25 protein-coding genes are annotated in these 21,858 nt (G+C 37.6%); 19 read left to right on the forward strand and 6 right to left on the reverse strand.

Features of this window, described 5'->3' with window-relative positions; translation table 11 throughout:
* The 4 genes from J2S19_RS22615 to J2S19_RS22630 form a co-directional block, all read left to right on the forward strand.
* A partial coding sequence (locus J2S19_RS22615; RefSeq protein WP_307346864.1) for a DUF1672 family protein occupies positions 1-678 on the forward strand: 678 nt, incomplete at its 5' end.
* 5 nt (positions 679-683) lie between these two features.
* Positions 684-1,178 (forward strand): Tle-like phospholipase domain-containing protein, encoded by a 495-nt coding sequence (locus tag J2S19_RS22620; protein ID WP_307346866.1) that lies wholly within the window; start codon positions 684-686, stop codon positions 1,176-1,178.
* Positions 1,171-2,568 (forward strand): SA1320 family protein, encoded by a 1,398-nt coding sequence (locus tag J2S19_RS22625; protein WP_307346868.1) that lies wholly within the window; start codon positions 1,171-1,173, stop codon positions 2,566-2,568. The genes J2S19_RS22620 and J2S19_RS22625 overlap by 8 nt, the downstream gene beginning before the upstream one ends.
* A gap of 4 nt (positions 2,569-2,572) precedes the next feature.
* On the forward strand, positions 2,573-2,785 hold the full coding sequence (locus J2S19_RS22630) for a hypothetical protein (protein ID WP_307346870.1): 213 nt from the start codon (positions 2,573-2,575) through the stop codon (positions 2,783-2,785).
* 240 nt (positions 2,786-3,025) lie between these two features.
* Here J2S19_RS22630 and J2S19_RS22635 read toward each other — a convergent pair whose 3' ends face one another.
* A complete protein-coding gene (locus J2S19_RS22635; protein WP_307346873.1) occupies positions 3,026-3,790 on the reverse strand; it encodes a TerC family protein in 765 nt (254 codons plus the stop codon).
* Positions 3,791-3,991: 201 nt separating this feature from the next.
* Between J2S19_RS22635 and J2S19_RS22640 the strand changes: the two genes are divergently transcribed.
* Complete coding sequence (locus J2S19_RS22640) at positions 3,992-4,216, forward strand: heavy-metal-associated domain-containing protein (protein WP_307346874.1); 225 nt, start codon at positions 3,992-3,994, stop codon at positions 4,214-4,216.
* Positions 4,217-4,691: 475 nt separating this feature from the next.
* On the opposite strand, the gene J2S19_RS22645 is transcribed toward J2S19_RS22640, so the two are convergent.
* Positions 4,692-4,832, reverse strand: a complete 141-nt coding sequence (locus J2S19_RS22645) for a hypothetical protein (RefSeq protein WP_307346876.1) — start codon at positions 4,830-4,832, stop codon at positions 4,692-4,694.
* Positions 4,833-5,057: 225 nt separating this feature from the next.
* Here J2S19_RS22645 and J2S19_RS22650 point away from each other — a divergent pair, with 225 nt between their 5' ends.
* From J2S19_RS22650 to J2S19_RS22675, 6 genes are all read left to right on the forward strand, one after another.
* Positions 5,058-6,923, forward strand: a complete 1,866-nt coding sequence (locus J2S19_RS22650; protein WP_307346878.1) for a heavy metal translocating P-type ATPase — start codon at positions 5,058-5,060, stop codon at positions 6,921-6,923.
* Positions 6,924-6,950: 27 nt separating this feature from the next.
* A complete protein-coding gene (locus tag J2S19_RS22655; RefSeq protein ID WP_307346881.1) occupies positions 6,951-7,631 on the forward strand; it encodes a Crp/Fnr family transcriptional regulator in 681 nt (226 codons plus the stop codon).
* A gap of 159 nt (positions 7,632-7,790) precedes the next feature.
* Positions 7,791-7,985, forward strand: coding sequence for an aspartyl-phosphate phosphatase Spo0E family protein (locus J2S19_RS22660; RefSeq protein ID WP_307346884.1), 195 nt, complete (start codon positions 7,791-7,793; stop codon positions 7,983-7,985).
* A 284-nt stretch (positions 7,986-8,269) separates the two neighbouring features.
* Positions 8,270-9,358: a DUF4097 family beta strand repeat-containing protein gene (locus J2S19_RS22665; protein WP_307346886.1), complete on the forward strand. Its 1,089-nt coding sequence runs from the start codon at positions 8,270-8,272 to the stop codon at positions 9,356-9,358.
* A 48-nt stretch (positions 9,359-9,406) separates the two neighbouring features.
* Positions 9,407-9,772 carry a phage holin family protein gene (locus tag J2S19_RS22670; RefSeq protein ID WP_307346888.1) on the forward strand — a complete coding sequence of 122 codons (366 nt, stop codon included), beginning with the start codon at positions 9,407-9,409 and terminating at the stop codon, positions 9,770-9,772.
* A 251-nt stretch (positions 9,773-10,023) separates the two neighbouring features.
* The gene (locus J2S19_RS22675; RefSeq protein WP_307346891.1) at positions 10,024-11,502 is read left to right on the forward strand and encodes a metallophosphoesterase; all 1,479 of its coding nucleotides are present in this window, start codon (positions 10,024-10,026) and stop codon (positions 11,500-11,502) included.
* Positions 11,503-11,716: 214 nt separating this feature from the next.
* Here the strand turns inward: J2S19_RS22675 and J2S19_RS22680 are convergent, their stop codons facing one another.
* The 4 genes from J2S19_RS22680 to J2S19_RS22695 all read right to left on the reverse strand — a co-directional run bounded on the left by J2S19_RS22680 (position 11,717) and on the right by J2S19_RS22695 (position 15,164).
* Complete coding sequence (locus J2S19_RS22680; protein ID WP_307346894.1) at positions 11,717-12,409, reverse strand: N-acetylmuramoyl-L-alanine amidase; 693 nt, start codon at positions 12,407-12,409, stop codon at positions 11,717-11,719.
* A gap of 83 nt (positions 12,410-12,492) precedes the next feature.
* Positions 12,493-13,398, reverse strand: coding sequence for a macrolide 2'-phosphotransferase (locus J2S19_RS22685; protein WP_307346896.1), 906 nt, complete (start codon positions 13,396-13,398; stop codon positions 12,493-12,495).
* A gap of 177 nt (positions 13,399-13,575) precedes the next feature.
* Positions 13,576-14,604, reverse strand: a complete 1,029-nt coding sequence (locus J2S19_RS22690; RefSeq protein WP_307346899.1) for a DUF4179 domain-containing protein — start codon at positions 14,602-14,604, stop codon at positions 13,576-13,578.
* Complete coding sequence (locus J2S19_RS22695; RefSeq protein ID WP_307346902.1) at positions 14,601-15,164, reverse strand: sigma-70 family RNA polymerase sigma factor; 564 nt, start codon at positions 15,162-15,164, stop codon at positions 14,601-14,603. The genes J2S19_RS22690 and J2S19_RS22695 overlap by 4 nt, the downstream gene beginning before the upstream one ends.
* A 193-nt stretch (positions 15,165-15,357) precedes the next feature.
* Between J2S19_RS22695 and J2S19_RS22700 the strand changes: the two genes are divergently transcribed.
* The 8 genes from J2S19_RS22700 to J2S19_RS22735 all read left to right on the forward strand — a co-directional run bounded on the left by J2S19_RS22700 (position 15,358) and on the right by J2S19_RS22735 (position 21,538).
* Positions 15,358-15,498: a hypothetical protein gene (locus J2S19_RS22700; RefSeq protein ID WP_307346904.1), complete on the forward strand. Its 141-nt coding sequence runs from the start codon at positions 15,358-15,360 to the stop codon at positions 15,496-15,498.
* Between the two features lie 686 nt (positions 15,499-16,184).
* The gene (gene hprK / locus J2S19_RS22705; RefSeq protein WP_307346907.1) at positions 16,185-17,120 is read left to right on the forward strand and encodes an HPr(Ser) kinase/phosphatase; all 936 of its coding nucleotides are present in this window, start codon (positions 16,185-16,187) and stop codon (positions 17,118-17,120) included.
* 548 nt (positions 17,121-17,668) lie between these two features.
* A complete protein-coding gene (gene lgt / locus J2S19_RS22710) occupies positions 17,669-18,487 on the forward strand; it encodes a prolipoprotein diacylglyceryl transferase (protein WP_307346910.1) in 819 nt (272 codons plus the stop codon).
* Positions 18,488-18,531: 44 nt separating this feature from the next.
* A complete protein-coding gene (locus J2S19_RS22715) occupies positions 18,532-19,479 on the forward strand; it encodes a nucleoside recognition domain-containing protein (RefSeq protein WP_307346912.1) in 948 nt (315 codons plus the stop codon).
* A complete protein-coding gene (gene ppaX, locus J2S19_RS22720; RefSeq protein WP_307346914.1) occupies positions 19,469-20,110 on the forward strand; it encodes a pyrophosphatase PpaX in 642 nt (213 codons plus the stop codon). Before J2S19_RS22715 ends, ppaX begins: the two co-directional genes overlap by 11 nt.
* Entirely contained in the window at positions 20,110-20,628 is a 519-nt protein-coding gene (locus J2S19_RS22725; RefSeq protein WP_307346917.1) for an acyltransferase, read from the forward strand. Before ppaX ends, J2S19_RS22725 begins: the two co-directional genes overlap by 1 nt.
* 203 nt (positions 20,629-20,831) lie before the next feature.
* Positions 20,832-21,020 (forward strand): hypothetical protein, encoded by a 189-nt coding sequence (locus tag J2S19_RS22730; protein WP_307346920.1) that lies wholly within the window; start codon positions 20,832-20,834, stop codon positions 21,018-21,020.
* Positions 21,021-21,046: 26 nt separating this feature from the next.
* Complete coding sequence (locus J2S19_RS22735; RefSeq protein WP_307346923.1) at positions 21,047-21,538, forward strand: HXXEE domain-containing protein; 492 nt, start codon at positions 21,047-21,049, stop codon at positions 21,536-21,538.
* The last annotated feature ends 320 nt before the right edge of the window (positions 21,539-21,858 follow it).

Consider the following 21,858-nt stretch of genomic DNA (forward strand, 5'->3'; position numbering starts at 1 on the left):
ACTTATAAAACAGAAGTAAAAGTACATAATGTAGTAGGCTCGCAGGATGCAGCAACAGTGTTTGTGGAATCGGTGGGGGAACCGCATTTTTATACATACGCAGTTGTGCCGATAGATATACAAAAGAAAGAAGTAAAGCTTGATAATGTTTTTACACAGGAAGGGCAAGTTGAGCATGCGATAATGAGTGGCTTGTATCATCAAATATATATTAATGAGTTTGACCGCTTAGATTCTTATTTTATAGATTTAGAGAGTAAGGGAGAAGTAGTCGGGAAGACTAAGGAATCATTGGAGAATGTTGGTGGTATAGGTTATATGACACCTTATTACTATATTACAGTGTCTTCGTATGATGTTGCTTTGAAGAAAATGTATCAGTCATATATTGATAATCCAAATATTTCAGTAGCAGAATTAAGAAACACATTTGAGGAAAATGAATTTTCAACTAAATATTTAAAAATTACTATCCACTTATTTATGCGTGATAAGTATAAACAGCCTAGTACGGAACTTTTAAGTGAAGTAGCTCAAGATATTGAATCATTAGATAGTATACCGAAGGGCTCATATAGTGTTTATCTCCATGATAATTTCATAGATAAGATTACTGATACAGCTACAAAGGAAAATACAATAAAAAGAGCCCATCCAAATTATATTATAAGAGAGTAAGGTTGGTGAGTGGAAAGTTGAGAGATACGTTAAAAAATAAAGAATTGGTTAGGAAAGTTGATTTTACATTAGATACTGATTTAGTTGAACTTGCAGGGTATCATGCATATTTATATCCAGACGAAGAGACAATTATAACTGTTAACAGTAAGCAATTTGTTGTGGTAAACACCATATTTGAGCACGAAACAGGATTAGATGCTCTTACAGTGCAAAACTTGATTTCTAACGAATACACCATCATCTACGTCGGCACAGACATTGAGGCAGTAAACGGCATGCAAGACCTCATTACGGATGTTCAACTTCTTAGCAAATTAACACCGGAACAAATTAAAGCTGCTCGTAAATATTTTAATAATATGGAAAAGGAATATGGGGAAATCTCCTCTATTACGGGAAATTCTCTTGGCGGTGGTCTGACGAATTCGGTTGCAGTGGAACATCCTGACGTTAAAGCGGTAACGCTATCCAGCTATTTTACCAGGTGGTATGATTGATGAAACACAGAAATTTGAAAATATTACAAACTATTTTAGTGCTTACGATGTTTTGACAACAACAGAAACCTCATTAGGATTAGGAAATCGAATTCCTGGAGTGCAGCATCGTATTAATAACGGAATTCCTGAATTTGATAAGCTTTCAACAAACCATACAGGGTATTTACGAGAGAGTGATGGTCGGCAGTATTATCAAATTGGTGATGACGTAATCCATGTTGATGCAGATTCACATGTCATTACTAGTATTTGGACAGGGGAATCTCTTCATGGTGGGGGAAGCTCGAGGAAAATCATCATGGACAAAGATCATCTTTATATGTTAGCAAATGCATTGTCTGAGGATGTTGCTGTAAAAATACAAAGGTCAGGGAATTATTTAGAGAATTCGAATAATATTGTTGAGGAAGAAAGCCGGCAGTTTTATGAACGTGTTGATAAGCTACAGCAAATATTTGAAGACCTTTTTGACCAATTAGCAGGTAATCGATTATTCATGGGGTTAACTTCGGTTGGAAATCTATTAATCTTAGAAATACATGCACTCCAAGCGTTGCTAAATCAAGCAGAATCGAATTGTCAGTCATTAAATTCTATCTTGAATTCTCCTCCAGCAGAGCTGCTTGAACACATTCTTAATCAGGATATCAGTGTCGAATCTGTTTTCGTTACAGCACGAAATCATTTAGAGAATTTAAAGGAAGATGTGGGACAGCTTTCAAATACTCTAAAAACAATTATAACTGATGGGGTTACTGAATTATTTGTAGGTGGAACTAATAGTTGGGAAGATGCTGTCGTTAGAGAGCTTGAAGCACATTACCATATTCTTATGAAAAATAAAGACACGATGTTGGAGCAAGTAATTAATTTTGCTAAGGAAGTGAATAATACCGCAGACCATTTTGAACAAGCGGACAGATCGATTGCGCATGCAATAGAAAATGGGAAGTCAACTGAAACAACGATTGGGAAGGCTAACCAATCAAAACTATACACAATGGAAGAATCTGCGTACCTACCCGATGGAATGAAATTTAAGGAAATGCATCTGGACTTTGTTTATGGCATCTTCACGCATTCAGTACAACTAAAGCTTTTACCTCATCTAACTAACATAAAATTCACCCTTTCTTTAGTTGAAACTGCACTCGAACTAATCAACAAATCTGTAAAAGGATTGACCGTCTCACTACTTCATGGGAATCTCCCAGGCAAAATAGTAAGTTTGTTTACGAATTATGATGAAAAAATCAAAAGCTATGTAAACAGTGCATTAAGCCCTCTTGAAGAAGTTAGATTAACAATTGAAGGAATACACGATGGAATTAGTCGTCTGATTGTCAACTTTCCAACGCTAGCACATAATTTTAAGCCTTGTAGATAGTGCATTGTTTAAAGACTCTAATTATCATCACATTCACCTGTACAACTTAGCAGGAATGGCCATTCTTGAGGATATGGAATTACTATTTAAAGATATTACTAAACAATTAGAACATAATAATTCTTTATCAATTGATATGCTAGGTGAATTATCAAAAGGCATCTTGAAAAATATGAAAATACTCCATGACCAAGTTAATCGCAGTACAATCGTTTGATGAAATACATAGAGGTAGTGCTGGTTACGTACATAAAATGAAACTAAGAAATGCAAGACCTACACAATGTTAAATATGTAGGTCTTTTCGATCAATTCACTAAATATAGAGTGGGAGTTAGATCCTGAATTAGGAGAGAAAATCATCCCTTCATCATCAAAATGTTTTACAGAAAGTCGCAATTTTTTCTATATACTTACTGAATTAAACAGTAACCTCTGGCGAATCACCAAATTATATTTATTTCTCTTCAACAGTCTTTTCCTTCGATAAAAACCACCCTAATACAGCAATTGCTAGCAATACAGCCCAAAATGACAGCTTCCACCCAGTAGATTTAGGAAATTCCTTTGGTAGATAGCCTAAATCTGGATGAGCTAGAGTGTAGATTGCTAATTTAACCCCGACCCAACCTACGATTAGAAAGGCTGCTGTCTCAAGCCCAGGTTTTCTTTGCAGAATCCCAACAAACAAATTTGCAGCAAACCTCATAATGACCAATCCAATAATGCCACCTGCCAAAATAACTAAAAATTGGCCACCATCTAACCCTCCAATATGTGGTAATGGTGTTTCGGGTAGGGCAACTGCAAAGGCAACTGCTGCTAAGATTGCATCAACCGCAAATGCTAAGTCAGCCAATTCAACTTTAAGGACTGTTATCCAAAAGCCTGAGCCTTGCTCCGTTGCTCCGGTTTTTTTGTGTTCTCCTTTACGAAGCACAAACTTTTTCACAAGATGATTAATTGAAATGAAAAGTAAATACAAGGAACCGATCGCCTGTACTTGCCAAACATCAACGAGGAAGGAAATGATGAACAGTGAGCCAAATCGAAATACAAAAGCACCAGCTAGTCCATAAAAGAGTGCTTTCTTCCTTTGCTCATCTGGTAAATGTTTGACCATTATCGCCATAACTAAGGCATTGTCAGCAGCTAAAATCCCTTCAAGACCGATTAAAACAATTAAAACCCATAAATACTCTAATAAAAGCGCCGTATCCATTTATCCAACTCCTTAATTACCTTTATATAACCTAAGATTAATATGAGAAAGAAAAAGTAATCTTATACACATCTGGGCTTTGAACATTAATATTTGAAACTTGATCCTCATCAATTTTTCAAAGCAGAGTCGTTTATATAATAAAGATAACTTCTAGAACAAACTAGAAGCAAAGCAATAAATATAAAGGAGGAATTGAGTATGGCACAGGCAGTATTCCAGCTAGAACCTTTAACATGCCCGTCATGTATTAAAAAAATAGAAACAGGTCTTACAAAACTACATGGGGTTGAATCTACTAGAGTTTTATTTAATTCAAGTAAAGTGAAAACAGTCTATGACAATGAACATATTAGCGACAGCCAACTGAAGGAAACAATACAAAAGTTAGGTTACGATGTCCTCTCTTCTAAAGTAGCAAAATAAATGAGGGTTTCGATAATAGGCTTTTACTTTAAGCACTCCGAACTAAAATCTGCATCTAAGTTAAGAAGACGAATCTAATTCTGGCTTCATTACATTTTGTTTTTCATTTGACTTATGAAGCCGAATTAGTTTCAGTCTTCGCGAATTTTTGTTATTCATCGGTTCTATAAAGCCGATTATGAAATAAGCATAAGACTCTATCCTCTCCTACTCATCCCACAACAGTTTATTATTCACCCCTCATCAACATACGTACAACAAAGAACTCTGTCTAATAAACTTCTACATAAAGTTATTCATAATATGTTTTCCGCATATTACTGTTTTTTATTAAGGCTGTTTTCGTAAACATTGTTGCTTTTAACTGAGTTGTCGTTTAGGGTTTGTCTCCTCTTGCAGTACTCACGGGTAGCGGGGTGGGTGGTGAGCCTCATAGCTCCTTGCGGCACGAACAAGCAAACTTCAGGTCACCTCCCTACGATAAGTCATCATCGATTCGCCATCGGCTCATCGTGATTCCTTTGGTCTTAGTCGATGCCCCTCCAGTTTGTACGTCGATGGGCAAGCCGCCTACGCTTTTCGTATTCCTCAGCGTAAACGCCTGCTCACGTCTCACCTCTCCCACGCATCCCGCAGGAGTCTCGCACTTTAAGCTCCAACAAACCCTTAAAAAGGTTAGTGCAAAAAGCCACAATCTTTTAGAAAAGAGCCTTTATTAAATACTAGCATCTCATAACCTCTATGAGATTACTCCATAAAAAATAAATGATAAAACTTGATATCGGTCAATTTTTCCAAAGTGAATAGGAGATACAATGAACCTAACAAAGGAGGGATCACGATGAACCAACTAGTAAAAGAATATAAAAATAGACTTACTGCTATCTCATTTCTATTCATCATGGCGGGTATTAGTGCCGGATTTATAGGTCTCGATATACTGAAAGCTGTCACGCTTATTGCAGCAACGGTGATTGCCGGTGTGCCAATTGCGATTAAGGCTTTTCATTCATTACGACTGAGGATATTTAGCATTGAAGTTTTAGTTACAATCGCAGTCATTGGTGCATTATTTATTCATGAATATATCGAATCCTCTGTTGTCACATTTCTATTTTTATTCGGGGATTATCTCGAAGCACGTACACTTGCGAAAACTCGTTCTTCTTTAAAGGACCTAGTCGAATCAGCACCACAAGAAGCAACTGTCATCAGAGGTGGTGTAAAGGTTACGATACCAGTAGAAGAAGTGATTGTCGGTGACCATGTTATTGTTCATTCAGGTGGGAAAATACCAGTGGATGGCACGATAAGTTCAGGTGATGGAGCAATAAATGAAGCAACGATAACAGGGGAATCCATTCCCGTTATGAAAAAAATAAGTAGTCCAGTTTATAGTGGCACCGTTGTTGATAATGGTTATATTGAACTTGTCGCCGAAAAAGTTGGCGATGATACGACATTTGCGAAAATTATTGAATTAGTTGAAGAGGCACAGGAATCGAAAACGAAAACCGAGAAGTTTTTAACGAACTTTGCACAGTTTTATACACCAGCAGTTGTCTTGATTGCGATTATCGTATATTTCATGACGAAAAATTTCCACACAGCGATAACCTTTCTTGTGATTGCTTGTCCTGGTGCGCTAGTCATTGGTGCTCCCGTATCAAATGTTGCTGGTATTGGCAGTGCAGCAAAACATGGTGTCCTTTTAAAAGGTGGCGAGGTAATGGAGACCTTTTCAAAAGTAAATACGATTGTATTTGATAAAACAGGAACACTTACGAAAGGGCAACCGGCTATAACAAGTATTGACCTTTTCCAACCTATGGAAGAGTACGAGTTGTTAACAATTGTTGCACAAGCTGAACAAAGGTCAGAGCACCATCTCGGCCAAACAATTGTTAAAGAAGCAAAACGAAGAAATCTTCCGTTACAGCATAAACTTGAAGAAGGTGAAATCATCAAGGGATATGGACTTCGTGCAAACGTTGAAGGAAAAACACTCTTTATCGGTAATCGGAAACTAATGGAAGCCAATCATATTATGCTAACAGATCATATGAGTGAAATTGCCACTATGCGAGAAATGTTAGGAAATACAGCAATTTATATCGCAATTAATGGTAAAATAGCGGCAATCATTTCTATTGCTGATGAAATTCGAGAGGATGCTCAAGCAGCTATAAATACAATGAGGAAAATAGGAATTAAACGCTTTATTATGCTAACTGGTGATAATAAGCATACTGCGAAGCTCGTATCTGCAACATTAGGTATAGAGGAGTATTACGCGCAATTATTACCACATGAAAAGCTTGAATATATAAATAAATTCAAACAGGATGGACATATCGTCGCAATGGCAGGGGACGGAATTAACGATGCTCCAGCAATAGCAGCTGCACATATCGGAGTGGCGATGGGGAAAGGCGGCACGGACATCTCAATGGAAACTGCGGATGTTGTTCTCATGGCTGATAAACTTGAGCAATTAGCACATGCATATTTGATTTCAAAGGCAACGATTCGCAATATGAAGCAAAATACGTTCTTCGCTGTAGCAATAGTGATCATCCTACTAATTGGTGTTCTAAATGGGAACGTCCACCTTGCATCAGGTATGTTTATTCACGAGGCAAGTGTACTACTAGTTATCCTTAACGCAATGAGACTATTGAAGAGAAAAAAACAGCCTAAAGCTTAAAAATTCAGGACTAGGAGGGAAAGCAAGTTGACTCAACATCATATTTGTTCACATTCTGCATGTGTGACACATGTACCAATATTTAATCACTTAGAGCCGGAGCAAATGACAGACATGATGAAGCTCGTCCAATCAGGCACATATAAAAAAGGTGAACTCCTGTTTCATCCTGAAGAAAAAACAGAAGCATTATATATTGTAAATAAAGGGAAAATGAAAATCTATCACCTATCAGAAGCGGGTAAAGAACAGCTCGTACGGATTCTAGGTCGAGGTGATTTCACAGGGGAATTAGCATTATTTCAACATTCTACACAGAAAAACTATGCAGAAGCGATGGTTGATACCCAGGTTTGTTTCATTCATAAATCAGATTTACAAAACTTACTTTTGAAATACCCATCGATTTCAATAAAAATTCTAGAAGAGTTTGCTAATCGATTAGAAGTCTCTGAAAAACAAACAACACGCTTCACAACGGAAAAGGTTGAAACAAGACTTGCTCACTTCCTTACTGAATGCATCGAAGAAGATAATGAGGAGATAGAACTGCCAATCAGCAAAAAAGACATAGCATCCTATCTCGGTACAACCCCTGAAACAATTAGTCGAGCATTAAAAAATTTTGAAGAACAAGGCTTTATCATAAGAATAAGCAACAAAAGATTGAAGATACTTGATTTAGATGGACTACTGTTAATGTATTAAGGGAATAATTAATATGCTGTGTAAAATGACAGTATTACCTGAAGTTGTACAATTTTTGTCATATGTATACAAATTTTATCAATTTTCAACAATTTTTCATTGACCTTCCTTGTAACTGGAAATAAAATAATATGGAAGTTCTATTAGAAGGGGTTAGCGATGGAAAGAGATTATCTTCAAACAACACTAATTGAACCGACTCGGATGAAGTTATTTAAAGTAAGCAAAGATTATGGGTATCAATCAAAAGAAGCAATGCGTTTAAGCATGATATTAGATGTATTGATTAACCTGTACAATGAAGAAGCTTGCGAAGGAAAGAGAAAAAACAAATGTCAAACCCACATTACATAATTTGTATTTGTGGGAATTTTTTTGCCCTTTTTCAGGTGTTTCTCCTGGAAATTGTTGTTATTGATTGAGTATAAGGGGCAGTTTCTCGTTATAAGGAGTAATATAAATTTCCAATTAAATGAAACTTTTAAGACATTTCAAACGTATATCAAATAGTACTAAAAATGAAAAAATGCACCATAACACCGAGAATCTCATTGTAGGGATGAGTATCAGTCTACGCTCATATATATTTTAGAGGCACAATGAAGGAAATAAAAGATTACATGTGAGGAGACGGTTAAATGAAAGAACAGAGACAACGAATCTTAAAGCTTGTTGAAGAAGGAAAGTTATCTGCAGAAGAAGCGTTAACTTTAATAGAAGCACTTGAGAGTGATGAAAAAGCCAAAAACGAAAAGTATCAGGAAATTTCGTCAAAAGTATATGGAGACAAAGAATACGAAGAAAAAGCAAAGCAATTTCAAGAAAAGCAATCATCCATAGGCACAAAGCTCATGGATTGGGTTGACACGGCAGTAAAAAAAGTAAAGGAAATGGACCTTGACTTAAATTTCGGTAAATCGATTGATATTCAACATATTTATCAGTTACAAGAGGCAAATTTCACAGATATCGATATTAACATACCTAATGGAAGTGTGAACCTTCAACCATGGAGTGAACAAGATGTACGGATTGAATGTGATGCGAAGCTTTACAGAGCAGAGAATACGGAGCAAGCGAAAAATCAATTTATCCATGAAGTTGAATGCTTAATAGAAGGAAACAGACTAATCCTCCATACCGATAAAAAAACAATGAAAATCAACGTTCGTCTCTTTGTCCCAGAACAAAAGTATGAACAAATTAAAATCAAGCTGTTTAACGGGCCGATTCGCGGGGAAGATTTACAAGTAGAGAATGTAAAAGCAAAAACTGCAAACGGTGTTGTCTCGTTCTCAGCGGTTACTGCAAAAAATGGCGAGTTTGAAACGGCAAGTGGTCAAATAAAGCTTACAAATTCTCACTATGAAACAATCGAGGCTGAGTCAATTACAGGTTTAATACAATTTAATGGCACTGCTACAAAACTAGATGCTCAAAGCTTCAATGGCAATCTGCAATTAACAGTAACTGATTCAGAATCTGAAACGATTTATGCAAAAACAACAACCGGAAATATCGATATTTCAGTACCAGAACAAACAAAGGTTGTTGGAGAGTTGAAATCGAACTTAGGGACGTTAGCTGTAGAATTAAAAAATGCAGACATTACGTACGAAAAAAGCGATACGATTCAAAAAGAAGTAAAGTTTAGAACTGCAGAAGATACGAATTTAACCTTATTTGCAGATACGAAGGTTGGTTCAGTTACCATTCAAAATACGTAAGGATGATACTATGAAAGCTTCATTGTTTACAACAGAGGATATCGTTCAATGATTAAAAGATGGGTCTTAAGTATTCTTGTAAATGCGCTAATGCTAATCGTAGTAGCAGGATTTTTTGATTCCTTTTATTTAAGCGGGATCTGGGCGGCAATAGGAGCAAGTTTTATTCTATCAATTTTAAATGTACTAGTGAAACCATTTCTCATTTTATTAACGTTACCGGTCACTGTCCTCACACTAGGTTTCTTTCTGTTCGTCATCAATGCGATTACACTGATGATCACGGAAGGGTTGATGGGGGATGCATTTAACATTGATGGCTTTGGCTCAGCACTCCTAGCTGCCATCGTAATCGCATTACTCAATCTTATGATTCAAAAAGCAATTGTTGAACCATTGAAAAAGGATGAATGAAGAAGAGCGAAGTGAGAAGCTTGCTCTTTTTTTATTGGCATCGGCAGTGGTAGTGGCGAAATTTGTCGAATGACAGATTTTTTAATGAAGTTGGGAGATTTTCCGCAAAAGTTGGGAGATTTTCTTAAAAAGTTGAGAAATTATCCACGAAAGTTGAGAGATTTTTAAAAGTTAATAGATTTAATCGATTTACATCTCCTCCTTTTTAGTAAAAATACATCGCATTGTTCATACTAATAGTGGGTGATTATATGAAAAAACAATTCATACTTCGTTCAATTGTCTTCATCACACTATTTTTTATGACTGCTCAAGTAAGTTATGCAGCAGATGTACCCTCACACTCAAATGATTACTACCAAATTGACCATATTACTTCACAATCTAATCGCTTAAAGGTAAGTGAACAGATTACCGAAAGAGAACCGCCAAAGCGATACCACCCAAAAGGGGAGCGCGAATTTTCAAAAGAAAAGTACTTCTCTTTATTGCAAAAAAATAGTACAGCAAACGAGCTTCGTTCATTAACAAAGCATCCATATCATCGCTTCGATATCCCAATTCATAAGCAAATATACGGTACAGACAGAATAACATTCACATGGCAAGGAAACTCATTACCTGGCCGCCAAGTGACGATGTATGCCTGGAACCATAAGAAAAAACAATGGCTTGATTTAACTAGTACGATCGCACAGTCATCTGAAATACAGTTGCAAGCTTCTGTTAAAGTAGGGGAATTTCTTCATAAAAATAAAATTAGTGTTTTAGTACAGGACCAAGTAAATGTACCGACAAAGACCTATGACTATTCATTTGTTTGGATGTCTGATACGCAATATTACGCTCAAAATTATCCGGCTATATTTAAATCGATTACCGAATGGATTGCACAAAATAAAGCAGAAATGAAGATAAAATATGTGTTTCATACAGGTGATATTGTTCATAAAGGACATCATGAAAAGCAGTGGCGCAATGCAGATACGTATATGAACATTCTCGATGTAGCAAATGTCCCATACGGTGTTCTCCCTGGGAACCATGATGAAGGGGATAAGTTTAAGCTTTATAAAAAGTATTTCGGTGTACAACGGTTTGCTAAAAAGCGTTACTATGGAGAACCGTATGATGAAAACCGAGGACATTATGATTTACTATCGGTTAATGGGAAAGACTATCTTTTTATATATATGGGCGGAGACATGAATAAAGAGGAAATAACTTGGATGAACAACGTATTGGCACGCTATGCAGACCGGACTGCGTTTCTATCTTTTCACGAATATTTGCAGCCTAATGGAACACGAACACATAAAGGGAATCAAATCTTCCAAGAGGTTGTTGTTCCTAATCAAAATGTAGCTGCCGTCTTGTCTGGACATTTTCACGGTAGTGCAATGCTTGTCGATGAGCTTGATGATAATGCAGATGGACTTGCCGACAGGAAAGTTTATCAATTGTTAGCAGATTATCAAAAGGCAGCAAATGGGGGAAATGGGTTCATCCGAATTCTCCATATCGATGAGGAGACAAACTCAATCGATGTGCAAACCTATTCTCCATATTTGGACGAATATTATTATTACAATCCGAGTGAATATCCGAATAAGGATCTTTTTAATATGGATATAGATGTAAGCAGGACTGAAAAAATGATTGCAACTTCGTACTTTGAGGCAGCGATATACCGAAAGTTGCCGAAACAAAAGGTAGGGGTGAATAAATAAGTTTAGGTGTTAAATGGAACGATTGAAGGCAAGGCAGAAACCTTGCTGAACACTAGCTCTTTAATAACTCAGGCCACCCACGCCAGGCGAATGAAGTTAAACTGTGAAAAAAACTTAATTCCGATATTAATAAAAAAGAAGGGTGACTCAAAAATTATCACCTCTCTAACGTGTGTAGTAGAGACTGATAATTAGTTGAAGTCACCCAATTTTCTCAATTTGACGAAACAATAAATGCTTCATAGCCTTGCTTCCTTAACTTACTCACAAGTTTTTCAGCATTTTCCTTTTTCAAAAAGGCACCAAGTTGTACGCGATAAACGGTTTTTGCAGAAGGTTGATGTGACTGCTTTTTCTTTAGCTTGTAGTATGTGGCAAGTCCGTTGACGATTGCGAGTGCACACAGGTTTCGATAGCCAGGGGTTCGTAATAAGCTAGCCTCAAATTTATTCGTCATAAAGCCGCATTCACAAAGGATGGCAGTCATTTTCGTTGCTTTTAAAACGTGAAAGCTGGCAGTTTTTACACCACGGTCCTTCCGTCCAGTGAGCTTGATGAGCTCTGCTTGGACTGCTTTCGCAAGACCTAGTGCCTCTTTAGGTTTTGACTCGTACACAAATGTTTCGATTCCTTCGGCTGAAGTCCATTCCTTCCCGTTACCATGTGCATTCGCATGAATTGAAATAAATACATCAACATTTGCTTGATTTGCCTTCCTTGTTCGTTCTAAAAGTGGAACATCCTTTTGGTCAGAATGAGAAAACATTGTTGTAACATTCTCATAACCAGCCAATAACCTCTTCATTTCATTTGCGACTGCCCGGTTAAATTCATATTCCCTCATACCATCGACAGTACGTTTTCCAGGTGTTTCAAAGCCATGACCTGCATCAATCATCATTTTCATTGTTAACATCCTCCCTAAATGTGTTTTCACCTTTTATATAGGGAGAAAGCGTTAGGAAAGTAGCGGTGAATTTTTCATTCTTACTATTTAATTTCTAAGGCATCCTTTGCCATTTGTTCATACTCTTTTACACCGGAAATAATTGCAAATTCAGCAATGGCGACTGCATATGCGGCATCCTGCTCGATAATATGCTCCTTCATTCCAGGCCAATATAGCCCGTCTGCTTGATGATAATAATGAATAAGCTTATCAAGTGCATCTTCACCAAAAGCCTTATAATAAAAGACGAAATCGACAGAGACGTCAGTTAGCTTCGCTTCAGTCCAATCAATTAAGCCGATTGCTTTTTCATCTGTGTCAATCATAATGTGGCCGGCATGAACGTCGCCGTGAATGAGACCTGTTTGTGCAGGCCAAAGGGAGTCATTTTGTAACCAAGTTTCCCATCTGTTCCATAAAGAATCACCTACCCCAAATGTTTGCTTTACCTTTTCCATTCGGGTTTTCATTGATTGTCTTGCTTCTTCAGCAGTATGTACGGTGAGACCGGCATTTTTTATCTCTTCGCTTGAAAAGGTATGAAGTGAAGCAAGGATGTTCGCTAAACTTTGGTGAAATTGTTCAGGTATCTGTTCATGGTTTAATTCCCAAACATAGTTTTGGATGCTATGGTCAATTGTGCCGGCTGGGACACCGCTTAATTTTTTATAAGCGATTAAATCCTCTTCGTAAATTTCCCAATATGGCGTTTCAAAGGGGACTTTCTTGTAAATGAGGTTAAGCACATTTTTCTCTACTCCTGTACGTTCAAAAACGTCTGGGCGCCGCGGAATTCTCAGTGTCCATTCGACATCATTCGTATCATGGGCGAACGCAACAAGAAAATCTAAACCAGATTCATTGAAATGGATTGACTCTTCTTTAATTGTTAACCCATATTTGCTCGTTAACGAGATCAATTCGTTTATTTCCATGCTATCCCTCATTTCAGTTTGTTGATATATATGAAGAAAGCAGCTGGAAGGAAAGGGACCATCACATCCCTTTCCTATAGGGATTGGCTAAAAATATTAAAATGCTACCAGAAACGTTTCTTCATTACAGTTATTGTAGCATCAAATAATAATAGTTTTGATAACGCATTACCAAATAGTAACTTCCCACTATTCAGTCAACTCGATTTCAATTGTTTCCATAGGTAATTGTTCATGGCCTTTGCCTGATAATTTACTAAGAATCGCGATCGGTTCAACAAACAGCTTTGTTGCCCTTTCGTCAACTTTGTTAATTGTAAGCGTACCGTTGTAGGTGATGCCGTGATCCTTTGAAGATGCCCCACCACCATCTGCTCCATAATGATTCCCTAAATCATCTGTAATTGTAAAAATCGGAGATACATCTTCCCACTTCTTATTTACAGCTTCATTAATTGTTTGTTCGTACTTAATGACAGTGGATAAACCGGTTTGTTCAACTGATTGAATGACGAGTGTAACCCCATCTTTAGAAATTGCTTCATTCACTAATTGTGTTTCGCCAGTAATTCGTGATAGTGAAAATTCAAATGACCAATCTCCTTCAAGTTGAGGAGTGTTATTGTAATCGATTAATGTTGTTGGCTTCCAGCTTACTTGCACCTGCTCTGGAGACGTACCACTTTCAAAAATTGGTGTATAACTTGCGATTCCGACATAGCGTGTATCGCTAATTTTTTCGATATTTGTGTAGCCGCCTAGTCCTGATGCATTACCAATATCTAGTCTGTGAGGCATTCGGAATTTTACTTGTTCACCAAGATTTTTCTCTGATTCAATTGCAAAAGAAATCGTTACGGTTGTGCCGTCATAAACTGCATCGTCAATCATCATTGTAACTCCATTGCTCGTTTGAACTAGACCAATATCGGTCGAGAATTGCTCAAAACCAACATATTTGTTGTCGTCATTAAAATAACTAATAACATGTTCCATAAAGGGGATTTGTGAAGCTACAGATGGAAAAGCGAAGCCAGCCGTCGCTGTACAACCAATTGTAATGATTGCTGCTGCAGTTAGAGAGCGCCACAAATTCATATGTTTCTTTCTACTATTTTGCATTACATGTTTTTTCAGTTTTGCTTTTTCAAATGGTGTAACGTCAACAGGCTCAATCGTCTCGATGTCTAAATTGAGTAAGTCATTGATTTTTCTCATACAAATCTCTCCTTTAAGGTAATAGCCGATGCTAATTTTTTCTTGCCACGGTACAGGCGGTTATCGACTGCAGCTTTTGTTAATTCTAGTGATTCGGCAATTTCGAGGTTTGAAAGCTCTAAAAAATACTTCATTATCATAATCTCGCGGTCTAGTTCATCAAGCTTACTAATTTCAAATAAAAGTTCGTTTTTTTGCTCAGCAAGAATGAGCTTCGTTTGAATATCTTGGTCACCGGAAAGCTTTTCAAGTGCGCGATCATCTTGTTGGCGGGCCTGCTGTTTCTCTAATTGTCGGTACAGGTCAATAGCTTTAGATTTTGTTATCATACCGATCCACTTTTTAAAGTCTTGTCCATCTCCTGTAAATTTGTTAGCGTTTTGCCATACGGATAAAAAGACATCATTGACACATTCATCTAATGCCGACCTGTTCTTTCCTGATAGGATGTTCTCTGCGATTGCTTTTACAAAAGGCATATACGTATCAACAATTGCCTCTAAGCCGTCTTCCTTCTGTTTTTTTAGTCGTTTAATATAGTATTCTATCGGTTCTCGCATGTTTGTCGCTCCTTTTATAGTAGGAAGGTTTCCTTGTAGTATGGCGCCTTCAATTAATACAACGAGATGGATAAGGAAATATTCTCAAAAATTTATATCGTTTTTAACGAAGGCTCTCTTCTAAAAGATTGTGGCTTTTTGCACTAACCTTTTTAAGGGTTTGTTGGAGCTTAAAGTGCGAGACTCCTGCGGGATGCGTGGGAGAGGTGAGACCCCGCAGGCGTTTACGCTGAGGAATACGAAAGGCGTAGGCGGCTTGCCCATCGACGTACAAACTGGAGGGGCATCGACTAAAGATTTAGGAATCACGATGAGCCGAATGGCGAATCGATGATGACTTATCGTAGGGAGGTGACCTGAAGTTTGCTTGTTCGTGCCGCAAGGAGCTATGAGGCTCACCACCCACCCCGCTATTGCTGAGTACTGTAGCGGAGACAAACTCTAAACGACAACTCAGTTAAAAGCAACAATGTTTACGAAAACAGCCTTAACGAATAATAGTGAACAGTACGAATCCATTGTTATTCTTAATTTAGTTGTCGGTTGCGGTTGATTTCCACTCCAGTATTCAGAGCAACAGCGGGGGAGGCGGTGAGTCTGTATCGTAACGGGGCTGTCGATTAATAAACATTAGGTTAACAGCGTCTGATAAATCTGTCAGCGGACTCAACGTAATTCCCTTTTCTTTGCCTTTCAGAGCTAGTACTCAAGGCAGAGGTAGCTTACTATTTTAATACCGATGTATACAACTGCATGATTCATACCTCTCCCAAAATCTCACTATTAACTCGAATCAATCCAATATAGTAAGTATAGAACAATACTCTCTTAGAAAAGAATCTAAATGTAGCGAATCGATTTTAAAAATTTCATAGTACATAACTAACTTAATATGACTTAAATCAATTTAGTATTTTGGATTGTCCATGACAAATGCTAAAATATAGAGGGAGTCTTCTATATGATGAAAAATGGGAATATAATAACAAGGACATGCCTTGTTTAAAAGGAGGATATAACGTGCCTACAGTTCGCACAAAGGATTTAATTGAAAAGTTTAAACTTGAAGTCGTTAGTGGTGAAGAAGGGATTAACCGTCCGATTGTGACGAGTGATATTTCACGTCCTGGAATTGAAATGGCTGGTTTTTTTACATATTACCCTAAAGAACGGGTACAACTGCTTGGTAAGACGGAGGTTTCGTTCTTTTTGCAATTAAGTGAACAAGAGAGACGGCACCGTATGGATGAGCTTTGTACAGACATCACTCCTGCAATTATTATCACGAGAGAGATGGAAGCACCTCCTGAATTAATCGATGCTTCTAATCGTTTCGGTGTCCCTGTGTTACGTTCACCTATGAAGACGACGAGACTATCAAGTCATCTCACCAATTTCCTAGAAGGGAAGCTTGCACCAACAACAGCTGTACATGGTGTATTAGTTGATATTTATGGTGTTGGTGTCTTAATTATTGGGAAAAGCGGTGTCGGAAAGAGTGAGACAGCTCTTGAACTTGTCAAGCGTGGTCATCGACTCGTTGCCGATGACTGTGTAGAAATCAGACAAGAGGACCAGGATACACTTATTGGTAGTGCACCTGAGCTTATTGAACATCTGTTAGAAATCCGTGGTCTTGGAATTATAAATGTCATGACCCTATTCGGTGCAGGTGCGGTACGTAGCTTTAAACGTATTACGCTTGTCATTAACCTTGAATTATGGGATCAAAATAAACAATATGATCGCTTAGGACTTGAAGAGGAAAAAATGAGAATTATTGATACAGATGTCACGAAGCTAACCGTCCCTGTTCGTCCTGGTCGAAATTTATCAGTCATCATTGAAGTGGCTGCGATGAACCATCGTCTAAAACGGATGGGTGTAAATGCAGCAGAGCAGTTTACGAATAAACTTGCTGGTGTGATTGAAGATGGCGACAGGGAAGAGGAATAGAAACAGTTAATGACCCTGAGTTTTAGTTCAAGTAAAAGATAAATCCGGTCTATCTTTTATACCAGAATTATCTAAAATATTTTATAAAAAGTCTGTTTTTGTAAACAATGTTGCTTATTATGTAATTGTCGACTTGGGTTGATTTCTGCTCAGTACTTAGCAACAGCGGGGTTGGTGGTGAGCCTCTACTGCTTTATCGCCTGTGGTGTCTCACCTCTCCCACGTATCCCGCAGGAGTCCCCTTTATAAAGTTAGTACAATTAAGCTGCAATCTTTTAAAAAGAGCCATAAAAACAGATAGACCTTTGTATTACTTTGGTGTTTGATGACATCTGTAGCTGGATGCTTCTTACGGGGGAGTTATCTTAGTTTTCAATCTAAGAATCTCATCCCGCCTATCGTGCAGAGATTTACACATTTATTCCGATCAACCAATGTAGAGGAAGTGTGTGTAAAGCATCAATCTTCCCAAGTAGTACCTCATACATAAAAAGTTTGACCTTGGCAGAAGGGGTTAAAATAGAAGTCCTAATAAGGGAGATGATGAAATGGAAGAAAAATTAACACCGTTAAATCCAATTTTTCTTGAGTTGGGGCCAATCCAGATTCATTGGTATGGTGTCATTATTGGTGTAGGTGCTTTACTAGGATTATTACTAGTTATCCGTGAAGGGGAACGACGTGGATTGCATAAGGATACATTTGTCGATTTAGTCTTATTTGCCATCCCAGCAGCAATCGTCGGTGCAAGACTATATTATGTTATTTTCCAATGGGACTACTATTCTCAAAATCCCGGAGACATTATAAAAATATGGAATGGCGGATTAGCTATTCACGGTGGGCTTATCGCAGCCTTTATTACAGGGGCAATTTACGCACGAGTAAAAAACCTTTCGTTTTGGAAGCTTGCGGATATCGCAGCACCTTCTATTATCCTTGCTCAAGGTATCGGACGCTGGGGAAACTTTATGAACCAGGAAGCACATGGTGCGTCTGTAACGAGAGAGTTTCTAGAAGGGTTATATTTACCGGATTTCATTGTGAACCAAATGTACATTAACGGTGAATACTACCATCCAACCTTCTTATATGAATCAGTTTGGAATATTGTCGGTTTTATTGTGTTAGTTCTACTTAGAAAAGTTAACTTTAGACGTGGAGAATTGTTTTTAACATATGTTATTTGGTATTCGGTCGGCCGCTACTTTATTGAAGGTATGCGGACTGATAGTCTCATGCTGACAGAAAGTCTTCGGATCGCACAGGTAATCTCGATTGTATTAATTGTCATAGCAGTCGGTGTCTTAATATACCGTCGTATGAAAGGATTATCAAAAGATAGATATTTAGATGTTAGTCAGTAAAAAACAATTGCAACATGTAACAACTAGAGGAGCGAGAACATCCAGTGAAAAATAGTATTAAAACGGGTCTTAAAGCAGGACTTCATACAACATGGACATTAGGAAAGGTTATCTTCCCAATTACGTTAATTGTCAGCTTGCTACAGCATACACCAGTTTTAGATTGGCTAGCTAAGCTCATTTCACCTGTTATGGGGGTGTTCGGTCTTTCTGGTGAAGCAGCAATTCCGTTAGTAATTGGGAATATCCTTAACCTTTATGCAGGTATAGGGGCAATTTTATCTCTTGATTTAACTGTCAAAGAGGTTTTTATTTTAGCGTTAATGCTATCCTTTTCACATAATCTGCTGATTGAGTCTTCAGTAGCGGTAAAGGTTGGTCTGAAGCTCTGGATAATCCTTATCGTAAGACTCGGTCTAGCCTTAAGCTCTGCTGTTATCGTTAACCTTGTATGGCAAGGCGGTAGTGAACAAGCACAATATGGACTTGTTGCAACAGAGACCGCAACACCAGATAATTGGCTCGAAATTACCTTGTTTGCCATTCAAAAGGCAAGCCTAGGTGTGTTCCAGCTAGCATTAATTGTTATACCACTTATGATAATTATTCAGTTTTTAAAAGACTTCGGATTATTGAAAACATTTACGAAATGGATGGCACCTGTTACGAGAATGCTAGGGATGAAAGAAAATACTTCAATGACATTAGTTGCCGGCTTAACAATTGGTTTAGCGTTTGGTGCAGGTGTGATGATTCAAGCTGTTAAAGAGGATAATGTAAGCTATAAAGACTTAACATTAGCTTTTATCTTTTTAGTTGCCTGTCATGCAGTTGTCGAGGATACGTTGATTTTTATTCCACTGGGCATTCCAGTTCTTCCCCTGCTCATCATCCGTTTAACCGTCGCAGTACTGTTAACGATAACAGTTGCCACGATTTGGCGTAAGGTTGAAGAAGTATCGCATAGAAAGGAAGCAACTTATGAAAATTAATACACTATTATTTGACTTAGATGGAACATTAATTAATACAAACGAATTAATTATTGAATCGTTTCTTCACACACTTCATCAATACTATCCGAGTAAATATAAGCGAGAAGATGTGCTGCCATTTATCGGTCCAACATTATACGAGACATTTGAGAGTATTAATCCCGAGAAGATGGATGAAATGGTACAAGTATACCGTACATTTAACCATGAACAGCACGACAAGCTCGTAACTGAGTTTGAAACGGTATTCGAGACGATTCAAACGCTTAAAGAAAAAGGGTTTAAGCTTGGGATTGTCACAACAAAAATCCGTTCAACCGTTAATATGGGGCTAAAGCTAACAAAACTGGACCAATTTTTCGATGTTGTTGTCACGTTAGATGATGTTGAGAAAGCAAAGCCAGATCCTGAGCCGATTTTGAAAGCGTTGGAACAGCTTGATTCAACTCCGGAAGAGGCAATCATGGTTGGGGATAACCATCATGATATAGAAGCAGGAAAAAACGCTGGAACACAAACAGCAGGTGTTGCTTGGAGCATAAAAGGTAGAGAATATATTGCAAGCCATAAACCTGATTATTTATTAGAAAAGATGAGTGATCTACTCGCAATCGTTGGAGCTGAATAATGTCACGCAGAACGACAAGATATCCTGTTGAAGGAGCGAATTCATTATGGCATGTGTACAAAACAGTGCCATTTTGGAAGGTTGTTCGTAATTTTATCGTCATTCAGCTCGCCCGTTATACACCATTTCTAGCAATGAAAAATTGGCTGTATCGGACATTTTTACGAATGAAGGTTGGTGAGCAGGCATCGTTTGCCCTAATGGTCATGCTCGATGTCATGTTTCCAGAAAAAATATCCGTTGGCAAAAATACAGTCATTGGCTATAACACAACGATTCTTGCTCATGAATATTTAATTAAGGAATATCGCCTTGGTGAAGTTCAAATCGGAAATGAAGTTATGATTGGAGCGAATTCAACGATATTACCAGGCGTCCACATTGGTGATGGAGCGATTGTATCTGCCGGTACACTCGTCCATAAAGATGTCCCTGCTGGTTCATTTGTCGGGGGAAACCCGATGCGATTAATTTATACAAAAGAAGAACGTGAAGAACGGGAAAAGCAATCTGTTTAACGAAAATAACTAGGAAGAGGGTGACTCAAATCGCAAGTGTCACTCTCTTTTTTTATGGGTATTACTGCGTAAGATGATTGCTAGGTAGTGTTATATATTGAGTAGATTCTTTATAACTATTGCTTTAAATGCAGGATGGGAATAGGCTATACTTGTTAAGAGATGTAAAAAAGTGGATCTTGTAGTTTGGAGTGTCAATAAAATTGATTATGAGTGAATCGACAATTGGTCATCATAAAGTCAAACTATTTACTAGTCTTCTTTTTACCGGTAACAATGATTGTATGTTTAGAGCTATAATTGCGAGACTTCAACGGAAAGCGAATACTCGTGCTGTAATCAACATAAAACAACAACTAAGTAAAAAGCACCGATGCTTAGAAACAGCTTAAAAAATTCTAACTAAAAAGGTGTAAATATGAAACATAACCCTTATCAACTATTATGGCTGCTACCTATCGTGTTTACCTTTCATAATCTTGAAGAGCTGCTTGTCATGGAGTTTACAAGTTTTAGTTTTAGCAAAATGCCCGAATTCTTGGAAAGTCTATATCAATTTAACACAGTTGCACTTGCGATGATTTTGCTTACATTAGCAGTAACTATGGTCATTTATTTAGACTATCGGCTAAAAACGAAAGCAACCTTATACTTATCGATTTTATGTTGCGGGTTACTTTTTATAAACAGTCTAAGTCATATCGGTCAGTTTATCGTCTTGAAGGAATATGTACCAGGTTTCATCACAGCATTACTTTTGATGATGCCTTTTACACTTTACGTTCTAATATTGTATGTTACAAACGGTTTCATCTCTATTAAACGGTTATTTATTATCCTAGCAATAAGCATCGTTACGATGGGACCACTCATTATCCTTTTCTTGGTAATATCGCGTATACTCACTTAACTAACAAAGTGATATACCCTGCCAACAATATTTTATACCATATTTGTATTACAGTTTTGAAACTAATGTACTGTTTTAATTTAGATGTAAATTGTTTAGTGAATAAGACAAGCTGGATTACGTAATACCTCCTAGTTAATAATAATATTTCAGGTTTTTAATGATATAAACAGTTTTTCTTTAGAAAATCTTTTATGCAAATTTTATCAGGGTTGATTGGAGCGGAAGTGCGAGACTCCTGGAGCGACCGAGCCTAGGTCGTAACATATAGCGGGTGGGATTCCCGCCGAGAAAGAACTAGCCATTCACTCGTAGCGAGT

Origin of the sequence: Metabacillus malikii (genome assembly GCF_030813355.1) — a bacterium.
GTDB classification, from domain to species: Bacteria; Bacillota; Bacilli; order Bacillales; family Bacillaceae; genus Metabacillus; species Metabacillus malikii.

Bases quoted from the DNA above. Each gene is read 5' to 3' on its own strand.
- J2S19_RS22625 (WP_307346868.1), top strand. From the start codon at position 1,171: ATGATTGATGAAACACAGAAATTTGAAAATATTACAAACTATTTTAGT.
- J2S19_RS22635 (WP_307346873.1), bottom strand. From the start codon at position 3,790: ATGGATACGGCGCTTTTATTAGAGTATTTATGGGTTTTAATTGTTTTA.
- J2S19_RS22640 (WP_307346874.1), top strand. From the start codon at position 3,992: ATGGCACAGGCAGTATTCCAGCTAGAACCTTTAACATGCCCGTCATGT.
- J2S19_RS22650 (WP_307346878.1), top strand. From the start codon at position 5,058: ATGAACCAACTAGTAAAAGAATATAAAAATAGACTTACTGCTATCTCA.
- J2S19_RS22660 (WP_307346884.1), top strand. From the start codon at position 7,791: ATGGAAAGAGATTATCTTCAAACAACACTAATTGAACCGACTCGGATG.
- J2S19_RS22665 (WP_307346886.1), top strand. From the start codon at position 8,270: ATGAAAGAACAGAGACAACGAATCTTAAAGCTTGTTGAAGAAGGAAAG.
- J2S19_RS22670 (WP_307346888.1), top strand. From the start codon at position 9,407: ATGATTAAAAGATGGGTCTTAAGTATTCTTGTAAATGCGCTAATGCTA.
- J2S19_RS22675 (WP_307346891.1), top strand. From the start codon at position 10,024: ATGAAAAAACAATTCATACTTCGTTCAATTGTCTTCATCACACTATTT.
- J2S19_RS22680 (WP_307346894.1), bottom strand. From the start codon at position 12,409: ATGAAAATGATGATTGATGCAGGTCATGGCTTTGAAACACCTGGAAAA.
- J2S19_RS22685 (WP_307346896.1), bottom strand. From the start codon at position 13,398: ATGAGGGATAGCATGGAAATAAACGAATTGATCTCGTTAACGAGCAAA.
- J2S19_RS22690 (WP_307346899.1), bottom strand. From the start codon at position 14,604: ATGAGAAAAATCAATGACTTACTCAATTTAGACATCGAGACGATTGAG.
- J2S19_RS22695 (WP_307346902.1), bottom strand. From the start codon at position 15,164: ATGCGAGAACCGATAGAATACTATATTAAACGACTAAAAAAACAGAAG.
- J2S19_RS22700 (WP_307346904.1), top strand. From the start codon at position 15,358: ATGCGTGGGAGAGGTGAGACCCCGCAGGCGTTTACGCTGAGGAATACG.
- lgt (WP_307346910.1), top strand. From the start codon at position 17,669: ATGGAAGAAAAATTAACACCGTTAAATCCAATTTTTCTTGAGTTGGGG.
- ppaX (WP_307346914.1), top strand. From the start codon at position 19,469: ATGAAAATTAATACACTATTATTTGACTTAGATGGAACATTAATTAAT.
- J2S19_RS22725 (WP_307346917.1), top strand. From the start codon at position 20,110: ATGTCACGCAGAACGACAAGATATCCTGTTGAAGGAGCGAATTCATTA.
- J2S19_RS22735 (WP_307346923.1), top strand. From the start codon at position 21,047: ATGAAACATAACCCTTATCAACTATTATGGCTGCTACCTATCGTGTTT.